The organism is Leifsonia soli, from assembly GCF_013408745.1.
GTDB lineage: Bacteria > Actinomycetota > Actinomycetes > Actinomycetales > Microbacteriaceae > Leifsonia > Leifsonia soli.
In genome coordinates this window covers 640808-659990 of the sequence record NZ_JACCBJ010000001.1, presented here as the reverse complement: position 1 = coordinate 659990, position 19183 = coordinate 640808, and the positions used below count along the sequence as shown (strand labels likewise).

Genomic DNA, 19183 nt, shown 5'->3' with positions numbered 1-19183 from the left:
GCGTTACGCCACCTGTGGACAACCACAGGAGAGGATGGCACGGTGACACTTCTCGAGATCGCACAGCTCATCGTCCGCATCCTTCTCGCGGTGGTGTTCGTCGCGATGGGGACGCTGCACTTCGTCCCGGGCCCGGCGCGCGGCATGGCCGCGATGGTGCCGCCGGCCCTGCGCGTGGTCCGGCCGGGCATCCTGGTCGCGATCACCGGTGTCTGCGAGATCCTGGGCGGGGTCGGCCTCCTGATCCCGGCCACCCGGGTGCCCGCCGCGATCTGCCTGGCCGTCTTCCTCGTCGCCGTGTTCCCGGCGAACGCCTACGCCGCGGGCAAGACGGAGCGGTTCGGCGTCTTCGCGACGCCCCTCGTCCCGCGGCTGGTCCTGCAGCTCGTGCTGATCGCGCTCTGCGTGTTCTGCGCGCTGTAGCCGCCGGGCGCTACCCCCGCGCCGCGGCCTCCACGGCCGCGCGGACGATCCGGGCGTCCGTGATGTCATAGGTCGCCGCGCCCCCGCCCGGGCCGCTCGGCGACCCCCGCACGCCGTCGCGCGCGGAGAGGTGCACCGCATCCACCCCGGCCGCCGCGATCGCGGGGATGTCGTCGACGCGCACTCCCCCGCCGGCCATGACCTGCACCCGGCCGCCGACGCGGTCCGCCAGCTGCCGCAGCGCAGGGATGCCGTCGATGCTGCGCTCCGCGCCTCCGGACGTGAGGATGCGCGTCACGCCGAGTTCGACTAGCTGCTCGGCCGCCGCGAGCGGGTCGGGCGACACGTCGATCGCCCGGTGGAACGTCACGGCGAGCGGACCGGCAACGGTGCGGATCGCGGCGACGGCTTCCGCGTCCACGGCACCGCTGTCGTCGAGGGCGCCGACGACGACCCCCGCCGCGCCCGCGTCGCGGGCGAAGCGCACGTCGGCGATGGTCAGGGCCAGCTCGTCGGCGTCGTAGACGAACCCGCCGCCGCGCGGGCGGATGAGGACGTGGACGAACCCGTCGCGGCCGCCCGCGCGCGCCTCGGCCACCGCGCCGGTGACGAGCGCGGCGGACGGGGTGAGACCGCCCATCCCGAGCGCGCTGCACAGTTCGACGCGGTCGGCGCCCTCCGCCAGGGCAACGCGCACGCCGGCGATGTCCTGGACGGCGATCTCGACGGCGATGCCCATGTGGCTCCTGACGCAGAAGGGTGCCGCACGCGTCGCGTGCGGCACCCTGAGACTACTGCGGTGCGGTTACGAGGGGCGGGCTGCGATCAGCGCGCGACCTCGCCGTCGACGTAGTCGTCGTCGTTCGACGCGTTCCAGGCGAAGAGCTTGCGCAGCTCGCGGCCGGTGGCCTCGATGGGGTGCTGCTCGCCCTTCTTGCGGAGGGCCAGGAACTCCGGAGCGCCGGCGTCCTGGTCGGCGATGAAGCGCTTGGCGAAGGTGCCGTCCTGGATGTCGGAGAGCACCGCCTTCATGTTCTCCTTCACGTGCGGGTCGATGACGCGCGGTCCGGAGACGTAGTCGCCGTACTCGGCCGTGTCGGAGACGCTCCAGCGCTGCTTGGCGATGCCGCCCTCCCACATCAGGTCGACGATGAGCTTGAGCTCGTGCAGCACCTCGAAGTAGGCGACCTGCGGCTGGTAGCCGGCCTCGGTCAGGGTCTCGAAGCCGTACTGGACGAGCTGCGAGACGCCGCCGCAGAGCACGGCCTGCTCGCCGAAGAGGTCGGTCTCGGTCTCCTCGGTGAAGGTCGTCTTGATGCCGCCGGCGCGGAGGCCGCCGATCGCCTTCGCGTACGAGAGCACGAGCGGCCAGGCGTTGCCCGACGCGTCCTTCTCGACGGCGACGATGACGGGGACGCCACGGCCGGCCTCGTACTCGCGGCGCACCGTGTGGCCGGGGCCCTTCGGTGCGACCATGATCACGTCGACGCCCTCCGGCGCCTCGATGTAGCCGAAGCGGATGTTGAATCCGTGGCCGAAGACGAGGGCGTTGCCCTCCTGCAGGTTGTCCTTGATGTCGTCGGCGTACAGGTGACGCTGCACCTGGTCCGGCGCGAGGATGACGATGACATCGGCCCAGGCCGCCGCGTCGGAGGCGCTGAGGACGCGGAAGCCCGCCTCCTCGGCCTTTGGCTTCGACTTCGAGCCCTCCTTGAGGCCGATGACGACCTCGACGCCCGAGTCGCGGAGGTTCTGCGCGTGCGCGTGGCCCTGCGAGCCGTAACCGATGACGGCGACCTTCTTGCCCTGGATGATCGAGAGGTCCGCGTCGTTGTCGTAGTAGATCTCAGCCACTGCTGCTTCTCCTTGCTGGTTGGGTCGTGTGTGAAGTCGTGTGTGAATTGGTCGGTCCGCCGAGCGGCGGGCTCAGTTCCGGAAGACGCGCTCGGTGATGGACTTGCCGCCGCGGCCGATCGCGAGCAGGCCCGACTGGGCCATCTCCTTGATGCCGTACGGCTCGAGCACCTTGAGCAGCGCCTGGGTCTTCCCGCTGTCGCCGGTGACCTCGATCACCAGCGCATCCGTCGCGACATCGACCACGCGGGCGCGGAAGAGGTTGACGGCCTCGAGCACCTGGGAACGCGTGGAGTTGTCCACCCGCACCTTGATGAGCAGGTGCTCGCGCTGCACGGACTGCGCGGGGTCGAGCTCCACGATCTTGATGACGTTGATCAGCTTGTTGAGCTGCTTGGTCACCTGCTCGAGCGGGAGGTCTTCGACGTCGACGACGACCGTGATGCGCGACAGCCCGTCGACCTCGCTGGTCCCCACCGCGAGCGAGTGGATGTTGAACCCGCGACGGGCGAACAGCCCGGCCACGCGGGTCAGCAGACCCGGCTTGTCCTCCACGAGGAGGCTCAGAACGTGCGTGCTCATGGTCACTCCCCTCCGAACGACGGGCTGTGGTCGCGGGCGTACTGGACGTAGCTGTTGCTGACGCCCTGCGGGACCATCGGCCACACCATGGCGTCGGCGCTGACGACGAAGTCGATCACCACCGGGCGGTCGTTGGTCTCCAGCGCCAGCTTGATGGCGGCGTCGACCTCCTCCTCCTTCGTGACGCGGATGCCGAGGGCGCCGTACGCCTCCGCCAGCTTCACGAAGTCGGGGACGCGCACGGTGTCGTGGCCCGTGTTGAGGTCGGTGTTGGAGTAGCGGCCGTCGTAGAAGAGCGTCTGCCACTGCCGCACCATCCCGAGCGACGAGTTGTTGATGATCGCGACCTTGATCGGGATGTCGTTGATCGTGCAGGTGGCGAGCTCCTGATTGGTCATCTGGAAGCAGCCGTCGCCGTCGATCGCCCACACCACGCGGTCGGGCTGGGCGACCTTCGCGCCCATCGCCGCCGGCACCGAGTAGCCCATGGTCCCGGCGCCGCCGGAGTTGAGCCACGAGTTGGGCCGCTCGTACTTGATGAACTGCGCGGCCCACATCTGGTGCTGGCCGACACCCGCCGTGTAGACGCCCTCCGGACCGGTGAGCTCACCGATCCGCTGGATGACGTACTGCGGAGCGAGCAGCCCGTCGGTCGTCGGCGTGTACCCGAGCGGGAACTCCTCGCGGAGCCCGTTCAGGTAGGTCCACCACTCGATGAGGTCGGGCGCCGCCGAGCGGGTTGCGTCCTGGAACGCGGCGGTCAGATCGACGATGACGTCCTTGGCATCGCCGACGATGGGGACGTCGGCGACACGGATCTTGGAGATCTCGGCAGGGTCGACGTCGACGTGCACGATCTTCGCGTTGGGCGCGAACAGCGAGGTGTTGCCGGTGACCCGGTCGTCGAACCGCGCACCGAGCGAGATGATGAGGTCCGACTCCTGCAGCGCGAGCACCGCGGGCACCGTGCCGTGCATGCCGGGCATACCGAGGTGCTGCTTGTGCGTGTCCGGGAAGGCGCCGCGCGCGGTCAGCGTGGTGACGACCGGCGCGCCGGTCGCCTCGGCGAGCTCGAACAGCTCCTGCGACGCGCGGGCGCGGATCACTCCGCCGCCCACGTAGAGCACGGGCTTCTTGGCCTCGGCGAGCAGCTGGGCCGCTGCCAGGACCTGCTTGCCGTGGGCCTTGGTGATCGGCCGGTAGCCCGGCAGATCGACCTTCGGGGGCCACACGAACGGAGCGGTGTTCTGCTGCGCGTCCTTGGTGATGTCGACGAGGACGGGACCGGGACGACCGGTGCCGGCGATGTGGTAAGCCGCCGCGATCGTCGAGGGGATGTCCTCGACGTCCTTCACCAGGAAGGAGTGCTTGGTGATCGGCATCGTGATGCCCACGATGTCGGCCTCCTGGAACGCGTCCGTGCCCATCAGGGTGGAGAACACCTGGCCGGTGATGAACACCACGGGGACGGAGTCCATGTGCGCGTCCATGATCGCCGTGACGAGATTGGTGGCGCCGGGGCCGGAGGTCGCCATGGCGACCCCGACCTTGTTGGACGCCACCGCGTAGCCCTCGGCGGCGTGACCGCCGCCCTGCTCGTGACGGACGAGGACGTGACGGATCCGGGTGGAGTCCATGATCGCGTCGTAGATGGGGAGGATGGCACCCCCGGGGAGCCCGAAGACGTCGGTGACGCCGAGGAGCTCGAGGGTGCGGACGACCGACTGGGAGCCGGTCAGGATCTCGGGCGACGCCTTGCCCGGCGTCGCGGACGGCAACACACTGCTGGGGGTTGCATCCGTGGACATGCCTGTCATCAGTCCTTACATACTGCGGTGGTGGGTGGTGGTGCGAACGGCCCCTACCCGGTGACGGCTCCTTCAGCTGCGGAGCGCACGAGCTTGGAGAACTTCGCGAGAACGCCACGGGTATAGCGCGGGGGAAGAGGCGCCCAGCCTTCACGGCGGGCGGTCAGCTCAGACTCGTCGACAAGTAGGTCGAGGGAGCGAGCCGCGATATCGACCCGTATCAGATCACCATCGCGCACGAAGGCGATGGGACCTGCGTCCACCGCTTCGGGTGCTATGTGGCCGATGCACAGGCCGGTTGTGCCGCCTGAGAATCGTCCGTCCGTCAATAGTAGTACATCCTTGCCGAGGCCTGCGCCCTTGATGGCGGCGGTGATGGCGAGCATCTCGCGCATGCCCGGTCCGCCCTTCGGGCCCTCGTAGCGGATGATCACGACGTCGCCTGCCTTGATCGTGCCCTCGGTGAGCGCGTCCATCGCGGCGCGCTCGCGCTCGAAGACCCGCGCGGGGCCCTCGAACACCTCGGCGTCGAAACCGGCCGTCTTGACGACAGCGCCCTCGGGGGCGAGCGAGCCCTTGAGGATCGTGATGCCGCCCGTCGGGTGGATGGGATTGTCGAGCGAGCGCATGACCTCGCCGTCCGGGGCGGGCGGGTTGATCTCGGCGAGGTTCTCGGCGACGGTCTTGCCCGTCACCGTGAGGCAGTCGCCGTGCAGGAGGCCCGCATCGAGCAGGGCCTTCATGACGACGGGGACGCCGCCGTGGCGGTCGACGTCGTTCATCACGTACTTGCCGAAGGGCTTCAGGTCGCCGATGTGCGGGACCTTGTCGCCGATGCGGTTGAAGTCGTCGATGGTGAGGTCGACCTCGGCCTCGTGCGCGATCGCGAGGAGGTGGAGCACGACGTTGGTCGAGCCGCCGAACGCCATGGCGACGGCGATGGCGTTCTCGAACGCCTCCTTCGTCAGGATGTCGCGCGCGGTGATGCCCTTCTTGAGCAGGTTCACGACGGCCTCGCCGGAGCGATGCGCGTAGTAGTCGCGGCGACGGTCGGCCGACGGCGGCGCGGCGGAGCCCGGAAGGCTCATCCCGAGCGCCTCGGCGACGGAGGCCATGGTGTTCGCCGTGTACATGCCGCCGCAGGCGCCCTCGCCCGGGGCGATGGCGCACTCGATGCGCTTGAGGTCCTCTTCGCTCATCTTGCCGGCCTTGCACGCGCCGACCGCCTCGAAGGAGTCGATGATCGTGACGTCCTTCTCCGTGCCGTCGGAGAGCTTCACCCAGCCGGGGGCGATGGAGCCCGCGTAGAGGAAGACCGCGGAGAGGTCGAGGCGGGCCGCCGCCATCAGCATGCCGGGGAGCGACTTGTCGCATCCCGCCAGCAGGACGGTGCCGTCGAGGCGCTCGGCCATCATGACGGTCTCGACCGAGTCGGCGATGACCTCGCGCGACACGAGCGAGAAGTGCATGCCCTCATGGCCCATCGAGATGCCGTCGGAGACGGAGATGGTGCCGAACTGGAGCGGGTACCCGCCGCCCGCGTGCACGCCTTCCTTGGCGCCCTGCGCGAGGCGGTCGAGCGAGAGGTTGCATGGCGTGATCTCGTTCCACGAGCTGGCGATGCCGATCTGCGGCTTCTCCCAGTCTTCGTCTCCCATGCCGACGGCGCGGAGCATCCCGCGGCTGGTGGTGGCTTCGATCCCGTCCGTGACGACGCGCGAACGCGGCTTCCAATCGACTTCTGGCATGGAACAACTCTAGGACGTCTCGAATGCCGCTCCGACCATGCGTCGGCGACCGGTGGACAACCCGATCGGGCGTCAGTCTGTTGACGACTTCAGGTGCGCCTCACGCGCCTGCGCCAGCAGGCCCAGCAGGGTGGCGATCGCGCGCTCGTCGGCGACGCGGTACTGCGCGGCCGTCTCCCCCGCGCCCACCTTGATGCCGACGTCGCCGCGCTCGGGGTGCAGCACGGCGAAGCCGTCCTCGTCGGTGACGTCGTCGCCGGCGAAGAGCACGGCGGTCGCGTGCGTGTACTCGCGGAGGCGCTCGACGCCATCGCCCTTGTCCGCGCCGCGGATGGAGAACTCGATGATGTCCTTGCCGTCGCGGATGGTCAGCTCGTCGCTCACCGCCGCGGCGGCCTCGCGGGCGCGGGCGACGACCTCCGGTCCGCGTCCGGCGGACACCCGGCGGTAGTGCACCCCGAACCCGACCGGCTTGGTCTCCAGCTTGGTGTCCGGGATGTCGTCGACAAGCGCCTGCAGCGCCGCGCCGAGCCGAGCCAGGGTGTCCTGCTCCCGGGCGTCGAGATCGAGGCTGACGCCGTCGCGGCCGAAACGGATCTCGACGCCGTGCGAGCCGACCAGCAGGGCGTCCTCGTCGGCCTCCGTCACGGTCTCGAGGCTCGACAGCGGCCGTCCGGAGACGTAGGCGACCCACGTGTCCGGCAGGTGCTCGAGCCTGTCGAGCGCTGCTTTCGACTCGGGCAGCGCGCGGGCGCCGCGCGTCACGTCGACGAACGGCGCGAGCGTCCCGTCGAAGTCGAGGGCGAGCAGCAGCCGATCCGTCCGCGCCAGCTCCTGGAGCGCAGAAGCGAGGGCGATGGCGGAGGCGGGCGGGCGGTGCGAGGCGGTGTCGGTCATGGGTCTTTCTGCGGGAGGGTGGGGTGGATGCGGCTCAGCGCCGGTTGACCGGCGGGTTCTGGAGCGGGTGGTCCCCGTGCGCGCTGCGGGTCAGCGCGTCGAGGAAGGACGCCGACCAGCGGGCGACGTCGTTCGTGAGCACCTTCTTGCGCAGCGCGCGCATTCGCCGTGTGCGGTCGCGGCGCGGCATGGCGAGCGCCTGCAGGACGGTCTCCTTGAGCCCCTCGATGTCGTGCGGGTTGATCAGGAGGGCCTGCCGCAGCTCGTCGGAGGCGCCCGCGAACTCGCTGAGCACGAGAACGCCGTCCTCGTCCACGCGCGTTGCGACGTACTCCTTGGCCACCAGGTTCATGCCGTCGCGCAGTGCGGTGACGAGCATCACGTCGGCGGCGAGGTACAGCGCCACCATCTCCTCGCGCGGGTACCCGTGGTGGAGGTACGCGATGGCCGTGTGGCCCAGGGTCGAGTAGTCGCCGTTGATGCGGCCGACGGTCAGCTCGATCTCGTCGCGCAGCTGACGGTAGGTCTCGACGCGCTCACGGCTGGGGCTGGCGACCTGGACCAGCGTGACGTCCTCCGCGTTCAGCCGGCCCTCTTCGAGCAGCTCGCCGAACGCCTTCAGCCGGTGACCGATCCCCTTGGTGTAGTCGAGACGGTCGACGCCGAGCATGATCTTCTCGGGGTTGCCGAGCTCTTCGCGGATCTCGCGCGCCCTGGCCTGGATCTCCGGCCGCCTGGCGAGCTCCTGGTACTGGTCGGCGTCGATCGAGATCGGGAACGCGCGGGCCAGCACCGTGCGCACCAGTCCGCCCCGGCGGTCCGTGGTGACGTGGCGGTGCGATCCGGCCTCGGGGTCGTCGGCGTCGATCGGCACCTCGATGATGGGGCCGCGGGTCTCGAAGCCCTTCAGCCGCCGGACCGCACGCGAGAAGTTGCCGGCGTCGGCGACGCGCTGGAAGCCGATCACGTCCGCGCCGAGCAGACCGTCGATGATCTGGCGGCGCCACGGCAGCTGCGAGTAGATGCCGTACGGCGGGAACGGGATGTGGTTGAAGAACCCGATCACCAGGTCCGGCCGCAGCTCCCGCAGCATCGCGGGCACCAGCTGCAGCTGGTAGTCGTGCACCCAGACGACGGCGCCGGGCGCGGAGACCGAGGCGGCCGCCTGCGCGAACCGGCGGTTGACCTTCACGTAGCTCTCCCACCACTCGCGGTGGTAGCTCGGCTGGGCGATGACGTCGTGGTAGAGCGGCCACAGGGTGTCGTTGGAGAAGCCCTCGTAGTACTCCTGCAGCTCCTGGTCGGAGAGCGGGACGGGCAGGATGTTGATGCCGCCGGCCTCGAAGGGCTCGATCTCCTCGCCCGCGACGCCGGCCCAGCCGATCCAGATGCCGTCCTGCGACCGCATCACCGGCTCGAGAGCCGCGACCAGGCCGCCGGGCGACGGCCGCCAGTCGGCGTTCCCGCTCTCGTCGACCACGCGGTCGACGGGCAGTCGGTTGGACACGATGACCAGGTCGTACGTGTCGTCGTTCGTCGTGGTGCTCGCGGTGGTCGTCGTCGATTCAGGCGTCGCGGTGATGGTGGGTCAACTCCCTCGAGGGGTCGGGATGTGGCACCTGCCAGGGTACCAGCGTCCTCCGAGCCCGCTCAGGGGCGGCCCCGCCTAGTGCGCCGTGCCCAGCAGCTGGATGAGCCGCTTGGAATAGTTCGCGTAGCCGGTCGCCGTCGGGTGGAAGATGTCGGGGCCGCTCGTGTTCAGCCAGGGGGTCTTGTCTCCCATGACGTGTCCGGCGAAGTCGACGGGTAGGAACGTCATCGGCTTGCCGTCCGCCCGCTGCTGGTCGACCGCCTGGCGGATGACCTCGTTGAGGCCGATGGCCGCCGCGTTGATCGCGGCCGCGGTGCTGAAGTCGGGCGCGGAGGTATCGGACGCGTCGTAGAGCAGCACGTAGCCGGTGACGACGATGCGCGCATTCGGCGCCGCCTGGAGAATGGCGCGATAGACGGTGTCCAGCCGGTCGGGCAGGACATTGAGCAGCGACAGGGCCGCGGTCACCTCGTTGCGGCAGGCCGTCAGCTTCCCCGCCGTGCAGTCTGCTGCGATCTCGGCCACGCCGAGGTCGTTGCCGCCGATGCTCACGGTGACGAGGTCGGTCCGGTCGTCCAGCGCGCTGAGCTGGTGTTTGAGGAGGTCGGAGGTGGTGGCTCCGGCGCAGGCGGCGTTCACGACGAGGTCGACGCCGGACTCGCGGGCGAACACCGTGGGGTAATTCGAAGGGCTGACCCGGCATTTGCCCTTCTCGTCCCCGCCGCCCATGCCCGCGGCGAACGAGTCGCCGAGGGCGACGTACCGGGTGGACGGGGTGAGCGGCTCCTTCGGGAAGGTATCGGGCGTCGCGGTGGGCGTCGGCACCGAGGAGGATACCGCCCGCGGCGGCACGGCGCTCGTCGGCGCCGAGGAGCACGCCGTCAGGACGGTCAGGACGCCGGCCGCGGCCAGCAGGGCGACGGCGCGGAGCGCACGCGAGGAGCGCGGAGCCCGGCGGGGCGCGCGGGAGGTCCGGAGTGCTTCGGGTCGCATCCCATCGAGGGTAGTCGCCGAGGCTTGGCGAACGCTCAGACACGCTCCGTCAGCGCAAGCAGGATCGCCGGCACCGACTCCGACAGCCGCTCGGTGAACGTCCGCTCGTCGCCCGCGAGCACGGCGCGGGCCTCGCCGCTCGCGCACAGCTCGGCGATCACGCGCACGGCCTCCTCTGGGTCGATGGTGAAGCGTCTCCTGGCGCTGTCGAGCGCGGCGACGACGATCTCGGTGAGGTCGGAGAAGAACTCGTCGTGGTAGCGGAGGTAGTCGGCCGCGATCGTGTGGTCCCGCAACGCCATGAGCTGGAACTCGGCCTGCACGAGCCACCAGCGCCGGTCGTCGGACTGCAGCTCGAGGATGTGCGTGATGGTCTGCAGCACATCGTCGTCGTCGAGCCCCGCCCCGTCCGGGCCGACGAGCGGGGCGAGGAACTGCGCGACGCCGGTGTTGAGCTGTTCCAGCCGCATCGTCTTCTCGCGCTCCATGAGAGCGAAGAACAGCTCCTCCTTGCTGGAGAAGTTGGAGTAGAACGCACCGCGTGTGAAGCCGGCGGCCTCGGCGATCGTCTCGACGCTGGCCGCGCGGACGCCCTGCTCCGCGAACACGTCGAACGCCGCGTCGAGCAGGCGGGCGCGGGTGCGCTGCCGCCGCGCGGACTCGGCCGGGATGTCCTCGGCGACCCCGCTGGCTACGCCATCACTGAGAGTCGTGCTGTCCAAGCTGAAACCTTCCTGAAGGGAGCTGTCGATACAGGAGTGTATCCGATACGGTCGTGTACGGATACAACGGTGTATCGAACCCCCTCACCCTTTTCGGTACTCATCCACTGGAGAACGCGTGTCCTCGCTCCTGTATTCGGTCGGCCGGTGGGCCTACCGCGCCCGTGCCCTCGTCGTCATCGTCTGGATCGGCCTGCTGGCCCTCCTCGGCGGCGGCGCTCTGCTGTTCAACCAGGGCACGGACAACAGCTTCAGCATCCCGGGCACCGAGTCCCAGGAGGCGCTCGACACGCTGAGCCGTACCTTCCCGCAGGTGAGCGGGACGACCGCGCAGATCGTCGTCGTGGCCCCCGACGGGCAGACCGTCGACGACAGCGACATCCGGCAGCCGATCGAGGACACGGTCGACCACCTGAAGGATGTGAACGGCGTCTCCGGCGTCAGCTCCCCCTATTCCACCCAGGTCAAGAACCTGATCTCGGACGACCGGTCCGCCGCGATCATCACGGTCCAGCTCAAGGGACAGATGACCACGGTCACCGCCGAGACCAAGACGGCGATCACCGACGCCGGCGCCGAACTGAAGAAGGAGCTGCCCGACGGCGCGAAATCGGCGGTCGGCGGTCAGCTGTTCTCGCAGAACCTGCCCACCCTCTCCGTCATCGAGCTCATCGGCGTGCTCATCGCGCTCGTCGTGCTCATCCTGACGTTCGGGTCGTTCCTGGCGGCCGGGATGCCCCTGCTCACCGCGATCCTGGGCGTCGCCATCTCGATGTGCCTGATCTTCGTCGCGACGCTGTTCGGCTCCATCTCGTCCACGACGCCGATGCTCGCCCTGATGCTCGGGCTCGCGGTCGGCATCGACTACTCGCTGTTCATCATCTCCCGGCACCAGGCACAGCTGAAGTCGGGGGTCCCGCCGGAGGAGTCCGCCGCGCGCTCGGTCGCGACGGCCGGGTCGGCGGTGCTGTTCGCCGGCATCACCGTCATCATCGCGCTGGCCGGACTCGCCGTCGCGAACATCCCCTTCCTGACCACGATGGGCATCGCCGCCTCCGTCGGCGTGGCGGTCGCTGTGCTGGTCGCCCTCACCATGACGCCCGCCCTGCTCGGCTTCGCCGGGGCACGGCTGACCCCTGGTCGCCGCGCGGCGGCCCGTGCGGCGAAGCGCCGGGCGAAGGCGAGCGCCGCCGACTCCGCGGGCGTCGACTCCGCGGGCGCCGACTTCACGGGCGCCGACGACGTGCCTGCCACGACCGGCTCCCCCCAGCCGGCGGATGCATCCGCCCCGTCGTTCGCGCACGCCGCGAAGGCCGACATCCCGCCCGGGTTCTTCCGCGGCTGGGTGCGCGCCGTCATCCGCTTCCCGATCGTGACCGTCGTCGCCGTCATCGTGGCGCTCGGGATCGCCGCGCTGCCCGCCCTGCAGCTGCGGCTCGCCCTGCCGGACGCCGGCTCGCAGCCCCAGGGCGCCCCGGCGCGGGTGGCCTACGACCTCGTCTCCGAGCACTTCGGCCCCGGGTACAACGGTCCCCTCATCGTGACGGGATCGATCATCTCCAGCACCGATCCGGTCGGTCTCATGACGAAGATCGGGAACGAGATCGCCGACCTCCCCGGGGTCGCCTCCGTGCCGCTCGCCACCCCCAACGCGACCGCCGACACCGGCATCATCCAGGTCGTCCCGACCACCGGTCCCGACGACCAGAAGACGGCCGACCTGGTCGCCGAGATCCGGGCGAAGCACCAGCACTTCCTCGACGAGTACGGGGTGGACCTGAAGGTCACCGGCAACACGGCGGCCCAGATCGACGTCTCGTCGCGCCTGGCCGGCGCGCTGCTCCCCTTCGGCATCCTCGTCGTCGGGCTCTCGCTCATCCTGCTCACGATGGTGTTCCGCTCGATCGCCGTGCCGATCAAGGCCGCCCTCGGCTACCTGCTCTCGGTGGGCGCCGCGTTCGGCGCGGTCACCGTCGTGTTCGAGTGGGGATGGCTGGCCGACGCCCTGCACGTCGACAAGACCGGGCCGATCATCTCGTTCATGCCGATCATCCTGATGGGCGTGCTGTTCGGCCTCGCGATGGACTACGAGGTGTTCCTGGTCAGCCGCATCCGCGAGGACTACGTGCACGGCGGGGATGCCCGACGCGCCATCCAGAGCGGGTTCGTGAGCTCGGCCAAGGTCGTCACGGCGGCCGCGATCATCATGATCTCGGTCTTCGCCGCCTTCGTCCCCGAGGGCGACACCTCCATCAAGCCCATCGCGCTCGGACTCGCCGTCGGCGTCTTCGTCGACGCGTTCATCGTGCGCATGACGCTCGTCCCCGCAGTGCTGCAGCTGCTCGGCGACAAGGCCTGGTGGATGCCGCGCTGGCTCGACCGCATCCTGCCCTCCTTCGACGTGGAGGGCGACGGCCTGCAGAAGGAGCTGGAGCTCGCGAACTGGCCGGAGGGCGGCGAGAACCTGGTCGCCGCGGCCGACGGGCTCTCCGTCAGCACCCGCAAGCGGCGGCTGGTCGGCGACGTGTCGTTCCGTCTCGCCGACGGCGAGGTGCTCGTCGTGCACGGCGGCGACCGCACGGCGGCCGTCGCGCTCCTGATGGCGGTCACCGGACGGACGCCCGTCGACGGCGGAACCGTCAAGGTCGCCGGCCTGGTGCTCCCGGTGCGGGGCGCTGCGGTCCGCTCGCGCACCGCCATCGTCCGGCTGGATGCGGTCGAGACGCCGGTGGAGGACATCCGGCACGCGCTCGCCGGCCGTCCGCAGCTGCTCGCCCTCGACGCCGTCGACGCGGTGACCGACCCGGTCGAGCGCCGCCGCATCCGCGCCGAGCTGACCGCCGCCCTGAGCCGCGCCCGGGTGGAGGAGCGCCCGTTCGCGCTCGTCGTGAGCTGCGTCGAGCCCGCCGGCCTCGACGACCTTCTTCCCGAGAGCGCTGAGCCGACCTCCGTCGATCTGTCCGCCGACGCCGCCCCGGGCGTCGCGACCCCCGACCTCACCGACCCCGACCGCGCCGAGCACGGCGCCCACCTCGAGAAGGCGAACGCCCGATGACCACCCCCTCCTCCCGCCTCCGCCGGCCGCGCTCGCTGTTCTCGCTCGAGCGCATGCGCTCCGACAAGCGCGTCACCTGGCTGACCGTCGTCGGCCTCCTGCTGGTGCCGATCACCATCGGCGGCCTGCTGGTCTGGGCGCTGTGGAACCCGACCGAGCGGCTGCACGATGTGAAGGCCGCCGTCGTGAACCTCGATCAGCCGGTGAAGATCAACGGGCAGACGGTGCCGCTCGGCCGGCAGCTCTCGGCCGGGCTGCTCGATTTGAAGAACGACAACTTCACCTGGGTCCTGACGGACAAGAAGGATGCCGACAAGGGCATCAGCACCGGCGAGTACGTGTCGGTGGTCACCATCCCTGAGAACTTCTCGAAGGCGGCGACCTCGACCGCCGGCGCGGCCTCCGACGCCACGCAGGCCACGATCGACGTCCGCACCAGCCCCGACTCGAAGCTGGTCGACCCGGCGATCAGCCAGGCGGTGACGACGACCGCCACTTCCGTGCTCAACAAGCAGCTGACCTCCACCTATATCGAGAACGTCTATGTCGGCTTCAACACGCTCGGCGAGCAGCTCGGGAAGGCGGCGACCGGTGCCGACCAGCTCACCAGCGGTCTCACGCAGCTGGCGAGCGGGACGCACCAGCTCGCAGACGGAGCGGCGCAGCTGTCGACCGGGGGGACATCCCTCGCCGACGGGATCTCGCAGCTGTCGGACGGCACGTCCGGCCTCGCGAGCGGGCTGCAGCAGCTCTCGGGCGGTGCGTCGTCCCTGGCCGGCGGCCTGAGCACCCTGCAGCAGAACACGGCCGGCCTTCCGACGCAGACCCAGCAGCTCGCCGCCGGCGCCGCCGGCGTCTCCGCGGGGGTCCAGAAGACCGCCGACGGCCTCGCCGGGCTCTACGACCAGTGCGTCGCAGACCACGGAGCGCTGGATGCCACGTGCCAGGGCATCTCCCAGGCGCGCGCGGGGATGACCACCCCGCAGGGTGGCAACCCGAGCCTCACCGGTCTCGCCTCGACCGTCGCGGGCGGGACGGCGCAACTGGCGTCCGGCATGCCCGCGCTGACCAGCGGCATCGCGCAGTCCGCGTCCGGAGCGCAGCAGCTGTCCGGCGGCGTCGCCCAGTCGGCCGCCGGCGCACAGAAGCTCGCGTCCGGCGCCTCCCAGTCGGCGGACGGCGCACAGCAGTTCGCGACCGCGGTGACGCAGCTGAGCGACGGCATCCCCGCGCTCGCCTCCGGCGCCGACCAGTCGGCCTCCGGCGCCGCCTCGCTCGCGTCCGGCCTGCACAGCGCGGTCGCGCAGCTCCCGAGCTACGACAGCGGAGAACGCACCAGCCTCGCGAAGGTCGCCGCCGAGCCGGTCACGCAGAAGACCTCCGGCCAGACCGCGTTCGGCACCGCGAGCATCCCGCTGTTCGCGTCCGTCGCCCTGTGGCTCGGCGCGCTCGCCACCTTCCTGGTGCTGCAGGCCCTCTCGCGCCGCGCCCTCCTCACCTCGCGCGCCGCCGGGCTGATCGCCCTCGACGGGTTCCTTCCTGCCGCGGCGCTGGGAGTCGTGCAGGGGGTGCTCGTCTCCGCGGTCCTCGCTCCGGCGCTCGCGCTCGATGCGGGCCACTGGTTCGGATTCGCCGGACTCGCCGCGGCGGCGGGCATCGCCTTCGCCGCGGTGAACCACGGCCTGGTCGCGCTCCTCGGCGGTGTCGGGCGGTTCCTCTCGATGCTGGTCGTGGTGGTGACTCTGGCCTCCGGGATCGTGTCGACCGCCCCCGGCTTCTTCGACGCAACGCTGCCCTGGCTGCCGACGGCACCGGCGATCACCGCGCTCCAGGGAGCGATCGACGGCTCGGCGGACGCCTGGCGCGGTCTCGGCGGACTGCTGCTCTGGGCCGCCTTCGGGTTCGCCCTCGCGCTGATCGCGGTGGCACGCCGCCGGGTCGTGCGGGCTGCGCAGCTGCTCCCCGCCGAGTAGCAGCATCCGGGGGTCGCGACATGCCGTTCCGGGCGACGGATGACGGCGTGTCGCGCCCCACAGATGGTTAGACGGTCGCGGAGAGCGCGAGCGTCGCGAGCACGACCGTCACCGGCGCAACGATCAGCCCGAGGAGCATGTACCGGCTCCAGCGGATCTCCACATCGAACGACGTCAGCCGCTGGTGCCACAGCAGCGTGGCGAGCGACGCCCACGGCGTGATCAGCGGGCCGGCGTTGACGCCGATCAGCAGCGCAGCCAAGCGCGCCGGGCTGTCCGCCACCGGCTCCAGGGCGAGGTAGGCGGGCAGGTTGTCGATCGCGTTCGCGCCGACCAGGCCCGTCAGCGACAGCCGCAGCAGCGCGAGCGGCGACTCCCCCGTTCCCGAGACCGTCGCCATGAGGGTGGCGAGGCCGGCGGCGTGCAGCGCCTCGATGAACAGGAACAGGCCGGATGCCAGCAGCACCAGCTGCCACGGCACCAGGCCGAAGCGCAGCACGGAGCGGCGGCGCACCAGGAAGACGACGCCGAGAACGACGGTGGCGATGCTCGTGGGAAGCCACACCGGCAGGCCGGAGACGAGGAGCGGGACCAGCGCGACGACGACGGCGCCCGAGATCCAGAACAGCACGCGGTCCTCGATGCCGTCCTCCTCGCCGGTCTCGTAGCGCACGAGCAGCGACTTCCGGGCGATCACGAAGACGACGACCATCGGCACGATCATCGCGACCAGCGCGGGCGCCAGCATCAGCGCGGCGAAGGCCGCGGGTGTGGGGTCGCCCATCGCGTGCTGGGCCAGCAGGTTGGTGAGGTTGGACACCGGGAGCAGCAGGGAGCCGGCGTTCGCCATCCACACGGTCGTCAGCGCGAACGGCAGCGGGTTCAGCCCGGCGTGCCGCGCCATCACGATGACAACCGGCGTGAGCAGGACGGCGGTGGTGTCGAGCGACAGGAAGATCGTGCTGAGCGCGGCCACCACCACGACCAGCAGCCACAGCACCCAGGCGCGACCGCGTCCCCAGCGTGCCGTCTGCTGCGCCAGGACGGTGAAGACACCGGCCTCGGCCGCCAGCTCGGTCACGACGGTGATGGCCACGACGAACAGCAGGATGGGCCACACGCGGTCCCACAGCTCGACGGCTTCGGGGACGGGCAGAAGCCCGGTGGCCACGGCGATACCGCCGAGCACGAGGAGCACGGCGCCCACGATTGCGGTGCGCATCCTCCTCCTCCCGGTCCCGACTTTGGAAGCGTACGCTACGGGGCGACCCCGAAAGGAACGGCATGCGCAAGTACCTCTTCAACGGAGCCGTGATCAGTGCGGCGATCGGCCTGTGGACCACCATCCAGTCGTCCAAGAACGGACCGCGCGACTGGCGCATCCCGCTGATGTGGATCAACGCCGCGATCTCGCTCACCCTGGCGATCGGAGCGGTGCTGCAGGAGTCCAAGGAGGCCTCCGAGCGCGAATCCACCCCCCTCGCGTCGCGAAAAGGGCGTTGACCCGCTGATTTCCGCCGAAATCCCCGGCGTGTTGCGCCGGGTCGCACCCGGGATGTCCAGGACACTTGTAGACGACGGTGAACCTGGAAGGGGTGCGCGATGTTTGGTCGGAGGCGACACGCTGCGGCAGTCCCGGCGGCCCCGGTACCTCAGCTGACGGACGCTCAGGTGCTCGAGCTCGTGCACACCAAGGTGGCCGAGCTCATCGGCGAGAAGGGCGAGTGGACCGTGGTCCGCCGCGCTCACGACGACACCGACACCATCTTCCACTCGATCCTCGCCCAGTCGGTCTCCGTCGGCATCGCGGCCGCGATCGCCGAAGCCCGCCGCCGGCTCGAGGCCGGCGAGAGCCTCACCGAGCCGCAGCACCTCGCCGCCGCCGCCGCGGACGGCCCGGTCATCGACGAGACGGTCGTCGCAACGGCCGAGCGCATCGAGACTGCGCCTGCCGCGCCCGCCCCCGAGGCGGACGTCGCCGTGGCGGCTGCACCGGCGGCGGAGCCCGCCGCGTTCGGCTGGGAGCCCGCCCCGATCACGCAGTGGACGGACCTCCGCAAGCCGGTCACCGGCGAATTCCCGGTCGTCTCGCACCGCTCCGCGGCCTGACACCGGGCATCGGCCGAGCCGGCGCCGCAGCGTCAGCCGAGCGGCGCCCAGTCCTCCGGACCCTCTGAACCGGCCGGATACTCCTCCAGCGGGACGCGCCCGTCGTGCCAGGCGGCAAGCACCGGCTCGACGATGCGCCAGCACTCGACGGCCGTGTCCGCCCGGACCGAGAGCGTGGGATCCCCGTCGAGGATGCCCTCCAGCACCTCGCCGTAGGCCAGCAGCGCCCCCGGGCCGAAGTCCGCGGTCAGGCTCGCGCGCTCCAGCTCGTAGGGGTTGTTTGTCCCGTTGATGTTGATGTCGAACGCCATCGAGTCCGGCGCGAACATCAGCCGGAGCTGGGCAGGCTCCCTGGCCCCCGTCATCCCGGTCGGAACATGCTGGGCCGGCACGAACGTGATCACCATCTCGCGGCGGCGACCGCCGAGCGCCTTGCCGGAGCGCAGCGTGAACGGCACGCCCTTCCACCGCCAGGTGTCGACCTGCAGCGTGACCTCGGCGAGGGTCTCCGTCTCGCGCGCCGGGTCGACGCCGCTCTCGTCCGCGTAGGCGGGCAGCGCCGCGCCGTCGATCTCGCCCGCCGCATAGCGGGCTCGCCTGCTGGCGGTCACCGGGTCGCCGTTCCACACCTTCGTCGCCCGCAGCACGAGCTGCTTCGCGTCGCGCAGATCGGCCTCGCCCAGCGTCGACGGCGGCTCCATCGCCAGCACCGCCATGACCTGGAGCAGGTGGCTCTGGATCATATCGATCAGCGCGCCGGCGCCGTCGTAGTAGCGGGCGCGTCCCTCCAAGGCCAGGGTCTCGTCGTAGATCACGTCGACGCGCTGGATGTGCAGGCCGTCCCAGAGCGGCTCGAGGATGCTGTTGGCGAACCGCACGCCGAGGATGTTCAGCACGCTGGAACGACCGAGGAAGTGGTCGACGCGGTGGATCTGGTCCTCGGGGACGAGCCGCGCCAGCTGGGCGTTCAGACGGATGGCGCTCTCGCGGTCCGTTCCGAACGGCTTCTCCAGCGCGAGCGTCAGTCCCTTCGGCAGGTCGAACGTGCCGAGCGCGTCGCAGGCCTTCGCGGTCACGGCAGGCGGCAGCGCGAAGTAGAGGGCGGGGACGCCATCGACGCTCGCGAGCAGCGACTTCAGGTCGTCAGCGCTCGTGGCGTCGCCCTTCACGTAGCGGGTGCCGGCGAGCAGGCGCTCCACCGCATCCCCCTTCGCGTCGACCGTCGCGAACGACGCCGTGACGATCTTCCGCCAGGCGTCGTCGTCGAGGTCGTCGCTGCTCGAACCGACCAGGGCGAACGCGCGGTCCGGTTGATCGGTGAGCAGCTGTCCGATGGCGGGGAGGAGGAGCCGTGACGTGAGGTCGCCGGATGCTCCGAGAATCACAAGAGTGTCCACGGACTGCGTCATGCCGTTCACAGTACGTCCA

Annotated in this window: 16 protein-coding genes; 5 read left to right on the top strand and 11 right to left on the bottom strand. The window is 70.5% G+C overall.

The window, feature by feature from the left end; translation table 11 throughout:
* Positions 1-42: 42 nt before the first annotated feature.
* Complete coding sequence (locus BJ963_RS19335; RefSeq protein WP_179454577.1) at positions 43-423, top strand: DoxX family membrane protein; 381 nt, start codon at positions 43-45, stop codon at positions 421-423.
* Between the two features lie 10 nt (positions 424-433).
* On the opposite strand, the gene BJ963_RS03200 is transcribed toward BJ963_RS19335, so the two are convergent.
* From BJ963_RS03200 to BJ963_RS03160, 9 genes are all read right to left on the bottom strand, one after another.
* Positions 434-1162, bottom strand: a complete 729-nt coding sequence (locus BJ963_RS03200; RefSeq protein WP_179454575.1) for a copper homeostasis protein CutC — start codon at positions 1160-1162, stop codon at positions 434-436.
* Positions 1163-1248: 86 nt separating this feature from the next.
* A complete protein-coding gene (gene ilvC / locus BJ963_RS03195; RefSeq protein ID WP_484497033.1) occupies positions 1249-2325 on the bottom strand; it encodes a ketol-acid reductoisomerase in 1077 nt (358 codons plus the stop codon).
* 24 nt (positions 2326-2349) lie between these two features.
* Entirely contained in the window at positions 2350-2859 is a 510-nt protein-coding gene (gene ilvN / locus BJ963_RS03190) for an acetolactate synthase small subunit (protein WP_026307135.1), read from the bottom strand.
* Positions 2860-2861: 2 nt separating this feature from the next.
* Entirely contained in the window at positions 2862-4667 is a 1806-nt protein-coding gene (locus BJ963_RS03185) for an acetolactate synthase large subunit (protein ID WP_179454573.1), read from the bottom strand.
* Positions 4668-4720: 53 nt separating this feature from the next.
* The gene (gene ilvD, locus BJ963_RS03180; protein ID WP_089911974.1) at positions 4721-6415 is read right to left on the bottom strand and encodes a dihydroxy-acid dehydratase; all 1695 of its coding nucleotides are present in this window, start codon (positions 6413-6415) and stop codon (positions 4721-4723) included.
* A 72-nt stretch (positions 6416-6487) separates the two neighbouring features.
* Positions 6488-7312 carry a trehalose-phosphatase gene (otsB, locus tag BJ963_RS03175; protein WP_179454571.1) on the bottom strand — a complete coding sequence of 275 codons (825 nt, stop codon included), beginning with the start codon at positions 7310-7312 and terminating at the stop codon, positions 6488-6490.
* Positions 7313-7346: 34 nt separating this feature from the next.
* A complete protein-coding gene (otsA, locus tag BJ963_RS03170; RefSeq protein ID WP_343037220.1) occupies positions 7347-8819 on the bottom strand; it encodes an alpha,alpha-trehalose-phosphate synthase (UDP-forming) in 1473 nt (490 codons plus the stop codon).
* 159 nt (positions 8820-8978) lie between these two features.
* Positions 8979-9896, bottom strand: a complete 918-nt coding sequence (locus BJ963_RS03165) for an SGNH/GDSL hydrolase family protein (protein WP_179454569.1) — start codon at positions 9894-9896, stop codon at positions 8979-8981.
* 35 nt (positions 9897-9931) lie between these two features.
* Positions 9932-10618, bottom strand: coding sequence for a TetR/AcrR family transcriptional regulator (locus tag BJ963_RS03160; protein WP_179454567.1), 687 nt, complete (start codon positions 10616-10618; stop codon positions 9932-9934).
* A 118-nt stretch (positions 10619-10736) separates the two neighbouring features.
* On the opposite strand from BJ963_RS03160, the gene BJ963_RS03155 reads away from it, so the two are divergent.
* Together BJ963_RS03155 and BJ963_RS03150 are read left to right on the top strand one after the other, a co-directional pair.
* On the top strand, positions 10737-13673 hold the full coding sequence (locus tag BJ963_RS03155) for an MMPL family transporter (RefSeq protein ID WP_179454564.1): 2937 nt from the start codon (positions 10737-10739) through the stop codon (positions 13671-13673).
* A complete protein-coding gene (locus BJ963_RS03150; protein WP_179454562.1) occupies positions 13670-15646 on the top strand; it encodes a YhgE/Pip domain-containing protein in 1977 nt (658 codons plus the stop codon). Before BJ963_RS03155 ends, BJ963_RS03150 begins: the two co-directional genes overlap by 4 nt.
* Positions 15647-15713: 67 nt before the next feature.
* Here the strand turns inward: BJ963_RS03150 and BJ963_RS03145 are convergent, their stop codons facing one another.
* Complete coding sequence (locus BJ963_RS03145; RefSeq protein WP_179454560.1) at positions 15714-16868, bottom strand: SLC13 family permease; 1155 nt, start codon at positions 16866-16868, stop codon at positions 15714-15716.
* A 62-nt stretch (positions 16869-16930) separates the two neighbouring features.
* Between BJ963_RS03145 and BJ963_RS03140 the strand changes: the two genes are divergently transcribed.
* Together BJ963_RS03140 and BJ963_RS03135 are read left to right on the top strand one after the other, a co-directional pair.
* Positions 16931-17149, top strand: a complete 219-nt coding sequence (locus BJ963_RS03140; protein ID WP_089911998.1) for a hypothetical protein — start codon at positions 16931-16933, stop codon at positions 17147-17149.
* Between the two features lie 168 nt (positions 17150-17317).
* Positions 17318-17755 carry a hypothetical protein gene (locus BJ963_RS03135; RefSeq protein WP_343037219.1) on the top strand — a complete coding sequence of 146 codons (438 nt, stop codon included), beginning with the start codon at positions 17318-17320 and terminating at the stop codon, positions 17753-17755.
* A gap of 32 nt (positions 17756-17787) precedes the next feature.
* Here the strand turns inward: BJ963_RS03135 and BJ963_RS03130 are convergent, their stop codons facing one another.
* Positions 17788-19164 (bottom strand): glucose-6-phosphate dehydrogenase, encoded by a 1377-nt coding sequence (locus BJ963_RS03130; RefSeq protein WP_218857007.1) that lies wholly within the window; start codon positions 19162-19164, stop codon positions 17788-17790.
* Between the last annotated feature and the right edge of the window lie 19 nt (positions 19165-19183).

Coding starts and splice junctions, on each gene's coding strand:
- BJ963_RS03200 (WP_179454575.1), bottom strand. CDS start 1,162: ATGGGCATCGCCGTCGAGATCGCCGTCCAGGACATCGCCGGCGTGCGC.
- ilvN (WP_026307135.1), bottom strand. CDS start 2,859: ATGAGCACGCACGTTCTGAGCCTCCTCGTGGAGGACAAGCCGGGTCTG.
- BJ963_RS03185 (WP_179454573.1), bottom strand. CDS start 4,667: ATGTCCACGGATGCAACCCCCAGCAGTGTGTTGCCGTCCGCGACGCCG.
- ilvD (WP_089911974.1), bottom strand. CDS start 6,415: ATGCCAGAAGTCGATTGGAAGCCGCGTTCGCGCGTCGTCACGGACGGG.
- otsB (WP_179454571.1), bottom strand. CDS start 7,312: ATGACCGACACCGCCTCGCACCGCCCGCCCGCCTCCGCCATCGCCCTC.
- BJ963_RS03165 (WP_179454569.1), bottom strand. CDS start 9,896: ATGCGACCCGAAGCACTCCGGACCTCCCGCGCGCCCCGCCGGGCTCCG.
- BJ963_RS03150 (WP_179454562.1), top strand. CDS start 13,670: ATGACCACCCCCTCCTCCCGCCTCCGCCGGCCGCGCTCGCTGTTCTCG.
- BJ963_RS03145 (WP_179454560.1), bottom strand. CDS start 16,868: ATGCGCACCGCAATCGTGGGCGCCGTGCTCCTCGTGCTCGGCGGTATC.
- BJ963_RS03140 (WP_089911998.1), top strand. CDS start 16,931: ATGCGCAAGTACCTCTTCAACGGAGCCGTGATCAGTGCGGCGATCGGC.
- BJ963_RS03130 (WP_218857007.1), bottom strand. CDS start 19,164: ATGACGCAGTCCGTGGACACTCTTGTGATTCTCGGAGCATCCGGCGAC.